The organism is Bradyrhizobium xenonodulans (genome assembly GCF_027594865.1).
Lineage (GTDB): Bacteria > Pseudomonadota > Alphaproteobacteria > Rhizobiales > Xanthobacteraceae > Bradyrhizobium > Bradyrhizobium xenonodulans.
In genome coordinates this window covers 7,985,857-7,999,100 of the sequence record NZ_CP089391.1, presented here as the reverse complement: position 1 = coordinate 7,999,100, position 13,244 = coordinate 7,985,857, and the positions used below count along the sequence as shown (strand labels likewise).

Annotated in this window: 11 protein-coding genes; 6 read left to right on the top strand and 5 right to left on the bottom strand. The window is 65.0% G+C overall.

Annotated elements, in window-relative coordinates:
* Nucleotides 1-393, top strand: a complete 393-nt coding sequence (gene hpxZ / locus I3J27_RS37815; RefSeq protein ID WP_270163886.1) for an oxalurate catabolism protein HpxZ — start codon at nucleotides 1-3, stop codon at nucleotides 391-393.
* Between the two features lie 4 nt (nucleotides 394-397).
* Complete coding sequence (locus tag I3J27_RS37810) at nucleotides 398-1,120, top strand: GntR family transcriptional regulator (protein WP_270163885.1); 723 nt, start codon at nucleotides 398-400, stop codon at nucleotides 1,118-1,120.
* 108 nt (nucleotides 1,121-1,228) lie between these two features.
* Here I3J27_RS37810 and atzF read toward each other — a convergent pair whose 3' ends face one another.
* Nucleotides 1,229-3,037 (bottom strand): allophanate hydrolase, encoded by a 1,809-nt coding sequence (gene atzF, locus I3J27_RS37805; RefSeq protein ID WP_270163884.1) that lies wholly within the window; start codon nucleotides 3,035-3,037, stop codon nucleotides 1,229-1,231.
* Nucleotides 3,038-3,230: 193 nt separating this feature from the next.
* Nucleotides 3,231-3,737: a MarR family winged helix-turn-helix transcriptional regulator gene (locus tag I3J27_RS37800; RefSeq protein WP_270163883.1), complete on the bottom strand. Its 507-nt coding sequence runs from the start codon at nucleotides 3,735-3,737 to the stop codon at nucleotides 3,231-3,233.
* 148 nt (nucleotides 3,738-3,885) lie between these two features.
* Here I3J27_RS37800 and I3J27_RS37795 point away from each other — a divergent pair, with 148 nt between their 5' ends.
* Nucleotides 3,886-5,736 (top strand): feruloyl-CoA synthase, encoded by a 1,851-nt coding sequence (locus I3J27_RS37795; protein ID WP_270163882.1) that lies wholly within the window; start codon nucleotides 3,886-3,888, stop codon nucleotides 5,734-5,736.
* Nucleotides 5,737-6,035: 299 nt separating this feature from the next.
* Here the strand turns inward: I3J27_RS37795 and I3J27_RS37790 are convergent, their stop codons facing one another.
* The gene (locus tag I3J27_RS37790; RefSeq protein ID WP_270163881.1) at nucleotides 6,036-6,542 is read right to left on the bottom strand and encodes a MarR family winged helix-turn-helix transcriptional regulator; all 507 of its coding nucleotides are present in this window, start codon (nucleotides 6,540-6,542) and stop codon (nucleotides 6,036-6,038) included.
* Nucleotides 6,543-6,625: 83 nt separating this feature from the next.
* On the opposite strand from I3J27_RS37790, the gene I3J27_RS37785 reads away from it, so the two are divergent.
* Both I3J27_RS37785 and I3J27_RS37780 read left to right on the top strand, forming a co-directional pair.
* Entirely contained in the window at nucleotides 6,626-7,834 is a 1,209-nt protein-coding gene (locus I3J27_RS37785) for a cytochrome P450 (RefSeq protein WP_270163880.1), read from the top strand.
* A 37-nt stretch (nucleotides 7,835-7,871) separates the two neighbouring features.
* Complete coding sequence (locus tag I3J27_RS37780; RefSeq protein ID WP_270163879.1) at nucleotides 7,872-9,083, top strand: ABC transporter substrate-binding protein; 1,212 nt, start codon at nucleotides 7,872-7,874, stop codon at nucleotides 9,081-9,083.
* A 183-nt stretch (nucleotides 9,084-9,266) separates the two neighbouring features.
* Here I3J27_RS37780 and I3J27_RS37775 read toward each other — a convergent pair whose 3' ends face one another.
* Together I3J27_RS37775 and I3J27_RS37770 are read right to left on the bottom strand one after the other, a co-directional pair.
* Nucleotides 9,267-10,364, bottom strand: a complete 1,098-nt coding sequence (locus I3J27_RS37775) for an ISAs1 family transposase (RefSeq protein ID WP_270161936.1) — start codon at nucleotides 10,362-10,364, stop codon at nucleotides 9,267-9,269.
* A gap of 113 nt (nucleotides 10,365-10,477) precedes the next feature.
* A complete protein-coding gene (locus I3J27_RS37770) occupies nucleotides 10,478-11,740 on the bottom strand; it encodes an NAD(P)/FAD-dependent oxidoreductase (RefSeq protein ID WP_270163878.1) in 1,263 nt (420 codons plus the stop codon).
* 310 nt (nucleotides 11,741-12,050) lie between these two features.
* Here I3J27_RS37770 and I3J27_RS37765 point away from each other — a divergent pair, with 310 nt between their 5' ends.
* Entirely contained in the window at nucleotides 12,051-13,223 is a 1,173-nt protein-coding gene (locus I3J27_RS37765) for an ABC transporter substrate-binding protein (RefSeq protein WP_270163877.1), read from the top strand.
* The last annotated feature ends 21 nt before the right edge of the window (nucleotides 13,224-13,244 follow it).

The following is a 13,244-nucleotide window of genomic DNA, read 5'->3' as shown; positions in this document are numbered from 1 at the left end:
ATGGAGATCGATCTCCCCGACGTGATCGCGGAAGTCAAAGCCGCGTTCGACCGCTATGAGCAGGCCCTCGTCGGCAACGACGTCGCCGTGCTCGGCGAACTCTTCCGCAACGATCCCCGCACGCTGCGCTATGGCATCGGCGAGAACCTCTACGGCTACGAGGCAATTTCCGGCTTCCGCGCCGGCCGCTCGCCGGTCGGCCTCAACCGCCGCACCGCCAGGACCGTCATTTCCAGCTATGGCCGCGATACGGCCGTGGCCTCCACCTTGTTCTATCGCGACACGGCGCCTGGCAAGGTCGGCCGGCAGATGCAGACCTGGATTCGCTTCCCGGAGGGCTGGCGCGTCGTCGCTGCCCATGTCAGCATCATCGACGAGTCGAAAGAGACCTGACCGTATGACGCTTGACGATTTTCCGCCCGGGACACTGCCGGTCGAGCCGGTGGTGCCGCGGGTCGATCGGGCGCAGCCCAGCGTGCACAAGGTCACGCGCGCCGAGGAATTGCGGCTTCAGCTCGCCGACGAGATCGTGCGCGGAACCCTCGCCCCCGGTGCGCCGCTGGACGAGACCGACATCGCGCGCCGCTTCAATGTCTCGCGGACTCCGGTACGCGAGGCGCTGCGCCAACTGGTCGCAAGCGGCCTCGTCGAGGCGCGGCCGCATCGCGGTGCGGTGGTGGCGCAGCCCTCGATCGAGCGTCTCACAAGCATGTTCGAGGCGATGGCGGAGCTCGAGGCGCTGTGCGCCGGCCTTGCTGCCGAGCGCATGTCGGCCGCTGAGCGCCATGGTCTCGAGGCCATCCACGAAGAGCTGCGGGTGCTCAGCTATGCCGGCAATCCCGATCGCTTCCACGAGGTCAACGAGCGCTTCCACAACGCGATCTATGCGGGATCGCAGAACGGCTACATCGCCGAGATCACGCTGGCGACGCGCGTGCGCGTGCAGCCGTTCCGCCGTGCCCAGTTCCGCAATCTCGGCCGATTGGCAAAGTCGCAAGCCGAGCACGACCGCGTCGTCGTCGCCATCATGCGCGGCGACAAGCAGGGCGCCGCCGCCGCCATGCGTGCGCATATCGAGCTGGTGCGCGGCGAGTATGAGATTTACGCGGTGTCGGTGTAGGGGGCGAACTCGGTGCCGTAGGGTGGGAAAGGCGCGAAGCGCCGTGCCCACGTCTTTTCTAATTGATACTGATGGTGGGCACGCTGCGCTTTGCCCACCCTACGGGACCTAAATTGCCGCGGTTTCCTTCATATACGCGCGCCAGCCACCATACGTCGTGATATCCCGCGCCTCGCCCAGCACCTCGGGCTCGACCAAAAACCCCTTCACGCTGCGGCCGTCGGCAAGGCGCACCGTGCCGATCGCCATCGGCGAAGGAATCGCGTTGACGAACTTGCCGAAGGCGGACGACGACAGCGACCAGATCTCCAGCTCGATTTCCGCGCCCTTGCCGGCTTCGACGCGCAGCATGCCGGGCTTCGGCGGCGTGGTCCGAAGTGCGTAGAGCTTGTAGTCGGGCGCGGTCTTTGTCGCTTCGATCAATCGCGCGTTCAGCGCCGTCAATTCGCCGTTCAGCGCCATGCCGGAGAGATGCGCACCAACAACCGCGATGGGAATCTCGTCGCTGCCGTTTGTGGCAAGCGGCGCGAGCGGTGCTTGTGCCACACCCTTCGCGCCGACGCTTAGCTTCGTGTCCGCATGGAACACGCGGCCGATGCTCGCAAGCAGCGCATCCTGTCCTGCGGGCGCGAGCAGCGTGATGCCGAACGGAATTCCATCGGCGCGCATCGCGGCCGGGATCGCGAGACCACAGAGATCGAGCAGGTTGACGAAATTCGTGTAGGTGCCGAGCCTGCTGTTGAGCTCGATCGGATTGGCCAGCACCTGCGCGGTCGTATAGGCCGTCGGCGCCGTCGGCAGCACCAGCGCGTCGATACCAGTGAAGGTGCGCTCGGCGATCTTGCGCAGGCCCTGCAAGCGATACAGCGCGGAGAAGGTCTCCGCCGCCGTCAGACGCGCGCCGGCCGCGGTGATTTCGCGCGTGATCGGATGGATCGCATCGGGCGCGGACGCCAGCAGATCCTTGATCACGAGATAGCGCTCGGCGATCCACGGCCCCTCATAGAGCAGCCGCGCCGTCTCGTAGAACGGTTCGAGGTCGAACTCGACCAGCGTTGCGCCAAGCGCAGTCCAGCGCTTCAGCGCGTCGCCGTAAGCGGCTTCCGCCTTCTTGTCGCCGAAGAAGATCAGCTGTCCGTTGCGCGGCACGCCGAGGCGCAGATTTGCCAGGAGCGGTGTGACCGCGCCAAGCGGCCGGTCGCGCGAGAACGGGTCGGCCTGGTCGGGGCCTGCCATCACCGCGAGCGCGAGCGCGGCGTCGTCGACCGTCAGCGCAAACACCGAGATGCAGTCGAGCGTGCGGCAGGCCGGCACGAGGCCCGCGGTCGAGATCATGCCGAGGCTCGGCTTCAGCCCGACGATGTTGTTGAGCATCGCCGGCACGCGGCCTGAGCCGGCCGTATCGGTGCCGAGTGACAGTGGCACCAGCCCGGCGCCGACGGCGACGGCCGAGCCCGAGCTCGATCCGCCGGGAATCAGATCCTCACGGATCGAATTCTTGGGAATGCCGTAGGGCGAGCGCACGCCGACGAGGCCGGTCGCGAACTGGTCGAGATTGGTCTTGCCGATGATGATGGCGCCGGCCGCGCGCAACCGCTGCACTGCGGTGGAGTCGTGCGTCGGCGTGTAGGAAAACGCCGGGCAGGCCGCCGTGGTCGGAAAGCCCAGCGCGTCGATATTGTCCTTCACCGCAACCGGGACGCCATAGAGCGGCAGGCTTGCCGTATCACCTCGCGCGGCGAGCTTTCCGGCTTCCGCGATCGCGTCCTTTTCATCGCGCAGGCCGATGAACACCGCGGGATCGTTATGGTCGCGGATGCGCTGGTAGCTGCGCGCGACCGTCTGCGCCGGCGTCATCGCGCCCGCGCGATGCGCGGCCACAATCGCGGCGATCGTTTCAGGCTGCTCAGCCCCCATGGCGACAAGACTCCGGCAACTGCTTCACCCCGGATTGAAGCAAGCGATGTGCCATTGTGTACAATATCCGGGCAGACGCGATGCCTCGGATATTATCGTGCAATCAGTGGCTTGGGGGATATATCGGCGGTCGAGACGGTCGTCACGCCAGCGCCCTGTTACGGGCATCTGCTCGAATAACAGGCAAGCGAGATCAAGTGAAGTCAGCGAGGATCCGGAGCAGCCGCTCGCGGTTCTCCTTGCCGATCCTGGCTTCGACATGCCGCTCATGCTCGGCGGCGAGCCGCTTGAATTTGGCCAGCGCCGTCTCGCCGGGCGTAGTGAGGTGCAGGGCGTGCGAGCGCCGGTCCGCCTTCGACTTGATCCGCTTCACCAGCTTGCGCTGTTCGAGGCTGTCGAGCAGGTGCACCAGCCGGGCGCGCTCGATGCCGAGGCGCTTGGCCACCGCCATCTGCGACAGGCCCGGATTGGCGCCGATCACCGTCAGCACCGAATATTGCGTCGGCCTGATGTCGACGTCGCCGAGCGTCCTGATGAAGTCCTGGAAGATCCAGATCTGGAAGCGCCGCACCGCATAACCGGCGTGGCCGACCAGGGCATCGAGGCCGATCTCGTCCGCGTCGATCCGCCGGGCGGTGCCGTTGCCGGCGCGTTTGCGTGGGGAGGGGCGGGTGTCGGCTCGGGCGGCGCTGGCTGTCACATCGTGTCTCCTGCCGCGCGACCTTAGCGCCTCGAGGCCCCAAGCGGAAGATTGTTGTTGACGACAACAATTGTCCTGCCCAACATTATGGCCAAAGCAGCCCGGAACGAGGCTGCAGCCGATCCCTGATACGGGCGAGGAGGAAACCATGACGACCGCTCCACGCGGCGACGCTTCGAGCCTGTTCGCAACGCCAAAAACCGTCGCCGAGCATCGCGCCGACGGCAGCATCCTGCTGCGTTCGCCCGACCCCTTGCGCGACGGCGCGCGCTGCATCGGCGACTGGCTGGAGCATTTTGCGCGGCAGACGCCGGATAGGATCTTCCTCGCGGAGCGAGATAGCACCGATACGCCCTGGGCCACCGTGACCTACGCGGGTGCCCTGCAGCGGGTCCGCGCGGCTGCATCGTGGATTTTGGCGCAGAGGCTCAGCGCCGAGCGCCCTGTCGTCATCCTTTCCGACAACAGCATCGATCACGCGCTGCTCGCGCTGGCCGCCCAGCATGTCGGCGTGCCCTCGGCGGCGATCTCGCCGGCCTATTCGTTGATGTCGAAAGATTTCGACAAGCTCAAGAGCATGATCGCACTGCTCGAGCCGGGCGCGATCTATGTCTCCGCGACCAAGCCTTTTGCAGCAGCGCTGGCCGCGATCAAGCCGCTGCACAACGCGCAGATCATCAGCGGCAAGGCTGGCGATGCCGATGCGCTGGCCTTCCGGGCCATCGCGGCAACGCCTGAAACGCCGGACGCCGCAGCCGCTTTCACCGCGGTGACGCCGGATACGATCGCAAAATTCCTGTTCACCTCGGGCTCGACCGGCACGCCCAAGGCGGTCATCAACACCCAGCGCATGCTGACCTCGAGCCAGCAGGCCAAGGCACAGACCTGGACGTTCCTCGAAAAGGCGCGCGGCGATCTCGTCATCCTCGACTGGCTGCCCTGGAGCCACACCTTCGGCGCCAACCACAATTTCAATCTCGTGCTGCGCAATGGCGGTTCGCTCTATATCGACGGCGGCAAGCCCGCGCCCGGTCTCTTCGCGACGTCGCTCGCCAATCTGAAGAGCGTGATGCCGACGGTCTATTTCAACGTGCCGCGCGGCTTTGACATGCTGATCGCGGCGCTGCGTGGCGACGAGGATCTGCGTCGCCGCTTCTTCAGCGAGGTGAAGTTCGCCTTCTATGCCGGCGCCGCGTTGCCACAGAATCTCTGGGAGGCGCTCGAACAGCTTTCCGTCGAGACCGTCGGCCATGCGCTGCCGATGGTCTCGGCGTGGGGCTCGACCGAAACCTCGCCGCTCGCGACCGACTGTCATTTTCTCGCCGAGCGATCCGGCAATATCGGCGTGCCCATTCCCGGCACCGAGCTGAAGCTCGTCACCACCGGCGACAAGCTGGAGGTGCGGGTGCGCGGTCCCAACGTCACGCCGGGCTATTGGAAGGCGCCGGAGCTGACCAGGCAGGCGTTCGACGAGGAGGGTTTCTATCTGATTGGCGACGCCGTGAAGCTCGCCGATGCTGACCGGCCCGAGTGCGGTCTGTTTTTCGACGGCCGCGTCGCGGAAGACTTCAAGCTGAATTCCGGCACCTGGGTCAGCGTCGGCACGCTGCGCGTCGCCGGTATCGCCGCGCTGGCGCCGCTCGCGCAGGACATCGTCGTCACCGGCCATGGCGGCGACGAGGTGCGGTTTCTGGTGTTTCCGAACATCGCTGCGTGCCGCGCCCATGCGGGCTTGTCCGAGGCGGCTGATGTGAAAGAAGTGCTGGCGCACGACAAGGTCAGGGCCGCGATCGCGCAGGGCCTCGCAAAACTGAAGCAGCAGGCCGCCAACTCCTCCGGCCACGCCACGCGCGCGTTGCTGCTCGCCGAACCGCCGTCGGTCGACGGCGGCGAGATCACCGACAAGGGCTACATCAACCAGCGCGCGGTGCTGACACGGCGGGCGGATGCTGTGGCGCGGTTGAATGATGACGCGTCGGCGAAGTGGATTGGCCTGTAACAGTGACGCATGAGCGGCTCTCGTGCCCCGGACGCAGTGCAGCAGTGTTTCACGCCGCAGCGCGTCCGGGACACGAGACCGGCGCGAAGCAAATACGCCAGCCAGCATGCCGCAATATTTTGCCGATTCCTTTGTTGCCTAAGCAACTAATTCGTGCGAACCATTCCGGACGAGGATGACGGCGGGGCGAACCGCTGCGCCTGATCCCGGAGGAAACGATGCACGGCAGGAATGGTGCCGTCGGCAAACGCCGGCGCATGCCTGAACGCACTGACGCGGCGCGCCCGGCGCGCGATCTGTCAGGCCTCGGTGCCGCCGGTCACGGCGCCCAAATTCTCGTGCAGCCGGCGCAACAAATCGATCAGCACCTCGCGCTCGTCCTTGCTCAGGCAGGACAACAGGCGCCGCTCCCGTTCGAAGGCGGCGACGATCACCTTGTCATGGGTGGCGCGTCCCTTCGTCGTCAGCGCGATCGAATGGGTGCGGCCGTCGTTGGGGTCGGTGCGGATCGACACCAGCCCGCGCTTCTCGAGGCCGGCAAGCGTCCGGCTCACCGGGCCCTTGTCGAAGCCGATGACGTGGCAGATGCGGGAGGCCGGAATGCCGGGCTCGATCGCCAGCAGCGACATGATCCGCCACTCCGTGACGTTGACGCCGAACTGCTTCTGATAGAACGCGGTCGCGCTGTTCGAGAGCTTGTTGGCGATGAAGGTGATGAAGGCGGGGACGTAGCGATCGAGATCGAGCGTCGGCCCCACATCAGTGGGCGCAGGCTTTTGGCGGGCTCTGGTCGAGGGCGGCGGCATATCGGGGTTTTAACTCGCGGTGTGCCCGCAGACCTAAGGGCATGCACCGCCTTTTCACAAGATCAAAATGAGGGAGGACTTTTATGAGCGCACCCGGCTCCGCCGTATCAGGCGTCTCGCATCTCGACGTCGATCCCTTCGACGTGACGTTTTTTGCTGACCCCTATCCCACGCATGAGAAGCTGCGGGAGGCTGGTCCGGTCGTCTATCTCGACAAGTGGAACGTCTACGGCGTGGCGCGCTATGCCGAGGTCCATGCCGTACTGAACGATCCCGCGACGTTCTGCTCCAGCCGCGGCGTCGGTCTGTCCGATTTCAAGAAGGAGACGCCGTGGCGGCCGCCGAGCCTGATCCTCGAGGCCGATCCGCCCGCGCATACCCGCACCCGCGCCGTGCTCGCGAAAGTGCTGTCCCCGACCGTGATGAAAGGGCTGCGCGACCGCTTTGCCGCCGCGGCGGAGGCACGCGTGGACGCGCTACTGGAGAAGCGCAGCTTCGATGCGATCACGGATCTGGCCGAAGCCTATCCGCTCTCGATCTTCCCGGATGCGCTCGGTTTGAAGCCTGAAGGCCGTGATCATCTCATCCCCTATGCAAGCGTCGTGTTCAACGCGTTCGGCCCACCCAACCAGCTGCGCCAGGAGGCGATCGAGCGCTCGGCGCCGCATCAGGCCTATGTCACCGACCAGTGCCAGCGTGAAAATCTCACACCCGGTGGCATCGGCGCCTGCATCCACGCCCATGTCGACGAGGGCGCGATCACGGCGACCGAAGCACCGCTGCTGGTGCGCTCGCTGCTGTCGGCCGGCCTCGATACCACGGTCAACGGGATCGGCGCTGCCGTCTATTGCCTGGCGCGCTTTTCTGATCAGTGGCAGCGGCTGCGCGGCGATCCCACGCTCGCGCGCAACGCCTTCGAGGAAGCCGTACGGTTCGAAAGCCCGGTGCAGACCTTCTTCCGCACCACGACGCGCGAGGTCGAGCTGTCAGGCGCGACGATCGGTGAGGGCGAGAAGGTGCTGATGTTCCTCGCCGCCGCCAACAGGGACCCGCGCCGTTGGGACCAGCCCGACAGCTACGACATCACCCGCCGCACCTCCGGCCATGTCGGTTACGGCTCCGGCATCCACATGTGCGTCGGCCAACTCGTGGCACGGCTCGAAGGCGAGACGATGCTCTCGGCGCTGGCGCGTCGCGTCGCCAAAATCGAGATCACGGGCGAACCCAAGCGCCGATTCAACAACACGCTGCGCGGGCTCGACAGTCTGCCGGTGACGATCACGCCGGCCTGACGCGACCGGAAACAATAAACGCAAAGGGGAGGGACCAATGAAGAATTTGAAGTGGGCGCTTGCGATCGCTGCGAGCCTGATCGGCGGCCCTGCAAGCGCCGAGATCTCCGACAATGTCGTGCGCATCGGCGTGCTCAACGACATCTCCGGCATCTTCCAGGACACCAACGGCATGGGCTCGGTCGAGGCCGCGCGCATGGCGGCCGAAGACTTCAACGGCGGCGGCAAAGGCATCAAGGTCGAGATCGTCTACGCCGACCACCAGAACAAGGCCGATGTCGGCAACGCCATTGCGCGCAAATGGCTCGACGTCGAAGGCGTCGATGCCATCGTCGACGTGCCGAATTCCGCCGTCGGCCTCTCCATCAACACGCTGCTGCGCGACAGCCGCATGACCTTCCTGGCGTCCTCGACCGCAAGCTCGGATCTCACCGGCAAGGCCTGCTCGCCCAACACCATCCAATGGGTCAATGATGCCTGGGCGACCGGCAACACCACGGCCGCCGCAATGATGTCGCGCGGCGGCAAGGAGTGGTATTTCCTCACGGTCGACTACGCGCTCGGCAAGGGGATCGAGGCGGAGGCACAGAAATATATCGAGGCGCATGGCGGCAAGGTGCTGGGTTCCTCGAAACATCCGCTCGGCACCTCCGATTTCGCCTCCTTCCTGTTGCAGGCGCAAAGTTCGAAAGCGCAGGTGATCGGGCTTGCCAATGCCGGGGGCGACACCATCAACGCGGTAAAGCAGGCCGCTGAGTTCGGCATCCAGCAGAACGGCCAGAAACTGGTCGCGTTCCTGCTCTTCATCAACGACGTCCACGGCATGGGCATCAAGGTCGCGCAAGGCCTCCAGCTCATGGAAGCCTTCTATTGGGACATGAATGACGACACCCGCGCGTTTGCAAAACGCTTCTCCGCGCGGCCCGGCATGAACGGCAAGATGCCGAGCGGCAACCAGGCCGGCGTTTATGCCTCGACGCTCGCCTATCTCAACGCGGTCGCAGCGACCGGCAGCGACAACGCCAGGGATGCCGTGCCCGAGATGAAGAAGTTCAAGGGCAAAGACAAACTGTTCGGCGACACCACGATCCGCCGGGACGGCCGCGTCGTGCATCCGATGTATCTGTTCGAGGTGAAGAAGCCGGAGGAGTCGAAATATCCCTACGATTATTACAAGCTGGTCTCGACGATTCCCGCGGAGCAGGCGTTCCGCCCGTTGGCGGAAGGCGGGTGCGAGCTGGTGAAGTAGGAGGCTGCGAGCGCGATCTTCCTTTACCCTCCCCTGGAGGGGGAGGGTCGATCGCGCGCAGCGCGAGCGGGGTGGGGTGATCTCTCCACTCGGGCACTGTTGGATGGGGAGAGACCGTCACCCCACCCCGTCTCACATTTCGCTGCGCTCTATGTGAGCCGACCCTCCCCCTCCAGGGCAGGGCTATCGCATGTGGCCGAGGAGTTCGAAGAAGAAGGCATCGTTCCAGCCGGCCCGCTTGAGCTTGAGACGCAAGGAGATGGTGCTGTCGGGGTGAGCTCTGGCGACGTTGAGGGCAAGTCGCCTGAGGACGGCAAGGTTGGCAGGACCGTTGTCCTTGCGGTTGCGGGCCAGATCCTCGTCGAGGATGACGTCGAGCGGCCAGTGCAGGCCGTTTTCGATGGTCCAATGGGTGCGAACGATGCGCAAAACCTGTGTGCGACTGTAGTTTTGGCTCATCAGGAAGTAGCGCTCGACAGCTTTGTCCTTGCCGCGCTTGCTTGTGATCCGGGCGACAGCTTTGAGGGCGGGAAAGTTATGTTTCTCGGCCATGTCTTTGACGGGCACGACAAGCGCGCTGCGTCTTTCCTTACGCCCATGGTCTGCATCGGCGGTAGCAACCGGCTTCTTCCCCTTGCGCGCCGCTGCGGCAATCGCGGCCTTGGCGTCAGCCAGCAGGGCGGGCTGGTTCTCCTTCACCGCCAGCACGTAGTCGCCGCCCTGCGTCACGATCTGCTTGGCCATCCCTCGGTGACAATGCAGTGCATCGGCCGTCACGACGCAGCCTTTGAGTTGCAAGAGTTCGAGCAGTTGCAAAGCGCCGGCGGCTTCGTTGTTGTTCGGCGCCAGAACGTTGGCCAGCGCCATGCGCGTCTGCGCTGCCCACGCCGTCACCATCACCGGCGGCATGTGGCTTTTGCCGCTCTCGTAGCCACGCCGCAGCGCCTTGCCGTCCAACGCGATCACGCCTTGCGGCCGTGCAATCTGCGCACCTTGAGCGAAGGCTTCCATAAAGCGGCGGAATGCCGCCTCGAATGCTTTTGGATCGAGCATGCGGAACACTCGGCTGAACGTGTCATGGCTCGGCAAGCCATGCTTGAGCACCAGCACGTCCTGCCAAAGATAAGCCTTTAGCCGCGCAAACAGCGCCATGTCGGTGCAACTCGTCGCTCCGCACAACGTCGCCATCAGCGCGATGAACAAAAGCTCCGTCAGGTCGTGCAGCGCATTGTCCGCACGCGGGTCGGGCAGGTCTTCGAAGCACTCCGAAAATCGATCCATCGGTCGCCCTCTCCAACTCCGGGAGCCACCTTCAGAATCGATTTCTCTCCAAATCGCAATGCCTTAGAGCCACATGCGATTCCCCTGCCCGGGAGGGGAGGGTAAGAGCGCCCCTACACCACCTTGCTTGACCCCTGCGTGATCAGCCGCGCGGCGCGCTGGTCTCGCGCGTAGATCCAGAGCCAGCTCAGCGCGACGCTGAGGCGGTGGCGCAAGCCGATCAGGAAGTAGATGTGGGCGATGCCCCAGATCCACCACGCGATGGTGCCGCGCAGCTTGACCTTGCCGAAGTCGATCACCGCGAGCCGCTTGCCGATCTGCGCGAGGCTGCCGGAGTGCTTGTAGCGGAACGGGCCGGTGGCGGCACCACGCAGGCGCGCCTTGATGGTGTCGGCCACATGGCGGCCCTGCTGCTTCGCCGCCGGCGCGATGCCGGGCACCGGCTTGCCGTCCCAGGCGTTGATCAAAACGGTATCGCCAATCGCAAAGATTTCGGGATGACCGGGGATCGAGAGATCGTCCTCCACCTGCACGCGCCCCGCGCGATCGGCCGGCGCACCGAGCCATTCGGCCGCGGGCGAAGCGCGCACGCCGGCGGCCCAGATTCGTGTCTTGGCCTCGAGCAGCTTGCCGCCGAACACGACGCCCTCACGATTGATCTCGGTGACGGCCTGTCCCAGCACGACCTCCACGCCGATCTTTTCCAGCGACGCCTGCGCGTAGGCCGAGAGGTCGTCGGCGAATCCCGCGAGCACGCGCGGGCCGGCCTCGATCAGCACGACGCGCGCCTTGGTCGTGTCGATGTTGCGGAAATCGCCGGGCAAGGTGTGATGCGCCATCTCGGCGATGGTGCCGGCGAGCTCGACGCCGGTCGGGCCGGCGCCGACGATGACGAAGGTCAGCCGCGCCGCGCGCTTGGCCGGGTCGGTCTCGCGCTCGGCGCGCTCGAATGCCACCAGGATGTGACGACGCAGCGTGGTGCCGTCCTCGAGCGTCTTCAGGCCCGGCGCCCAGGTCTCCCACTCGTCATGGCCGAAATAGGCGTGACGCGCGCCGGTCGCGAGCACGAGCGTGTCGTAAGGCACCTCGCTGCCGTCGTCGATCAGCACGCAGCGCCTGTCAGCATCGACGCCGCTCACGGTGGCGAACAGCGTCGTCACCTCGCGCCGGTCGCGCATCAGATGGCGGATCGGCCAGGCGATCTCGCTGGTCGCAAGCGAGGCGGTCGCGACCTGGTAAAGCAGCGGCTGAAACAGATGGTGGTTGCGGCGATCGATCAGCGTGATCTCGACCGGCGCGCCCGCGAGCCGGTAAGTCGTCTCCAGCCCGCCGAAGCCTGCTCCGACGATGACGACGCGATGCGGTGCCGTGGTCATGATGTCCCTCGAATCTCGCTGCTCTACTCTCTCATTTAAGTGCGGATTGGGCGCCGCGGTCCAATAGCCGTCATCAATCGCCAAATCGGCCTGATGTATCGATATCCCGCGAAAAAGCGCCGCAGCCTTGACCAGGCCTAGGCCGAAGTGAGTAGAATTATATTTCTTGCCATCTCCGTTTGGGGCGAAATATGGTGCAGGGGCCGGCGCTGAGCCATTGGCGGCGCGACAGATTTTGCGTTCAATAGCGACAGGCCCGGGGCGGCGACCACCCCGTTTCCGGGGCCAATAATAAGGAGGGGAGTGAGTTATGAGGACGGCATTCTGGCTGGCGGGCGCAGCGGCGCTGGTGCTGGCAAACCCGGCGTTCGCCGGCGACACCATCAAGATCGGTTTCGTCTCGACCTTCAGCGGCCCGACCGCCGTGATCGGCAACGACATGCGCAACTCCTTCGAGCTCGCGCTGGATCACATCGGCCGCAAGATGGACGGCAAGCCGGTCGAAGTGATCTACGAGGACGACGGCCAGAAGCCCGATGTCGGCAAGCAGAAGACCGAGAAGCTGGTGCAGTCCGACAAGGTCGATTTCATCGTCGGCTATATCTGGTCCAACGTGCTGCTGGCCTCGCTCAAGAGCGCGGTGGACTCGCAGACCTTCCTGATCTCGGCCAATGCCGGTCCGTCACAACTTGCGGGCGAGCTGTGCTCGCCTTACGTGTTCTCGACCTCCTGGCAGAACGACCAGACGCCGCAGGCCATGGGCCTCTACATGAACCAGAAGGGCGTCAAGAGCGTGTTCCTGATCGGCCCGAACTACGCGGCCGGCAAGGACATGCTCGCGGGCGTGAAGAGCACGTTCAAGGGTGAGGTCAAGGGCGAGGAATACACGGTCTGGCCAAGCCAGCTCGACTTCTCCGCCGAGCTCTCCAAGGCGCGTGCCTCCGGCGCGGAGTCGATCTTCGTGTTCTATCCCGGTGCGGCCGGCGTGCAGTTCCTCAATCAATATGCGCAGGCCGGACTGAAGAGCACGATGCCGCTCTATACGGCCTTCACCGTCGACGAGCTGTCGCTGCCGCTCCAGAAGGAGAACGCGCTCGGCGTGCCCGGCGCGCAGGAATGGGTCAACGACCTTCCCAACGAGCAGAACAAGCGCTTCGTCGCCGATTACCGCAAGAAGTATCCCGGCCTGCGGCCGACCTATTACGGCGCGCAAGCCTATGACGCGGCCCAGCTCATCAACAGCGCGGTGGTCGCGGTGAAGGGCGACACCAGCAAGAAGGGCGCGATGAAGGCCGAGATGGAGAAGGCCAACTTCAAGTCGCTGCGCGGCGCGTTCAAGTACGGCAAGAACCACATCCCGGTGCAGAGCTTCTATCTCCAGGACGTGGTCAAGGACGCCGAAGGCCAGCTCTCGCTGAAGACGGTCGCGACGATCGTCGAGAACGACCAGGATCGCTTCCACGACAAGTGCGCGATGAAGTGAGCTGAGCTCTTTCCTCTCCCT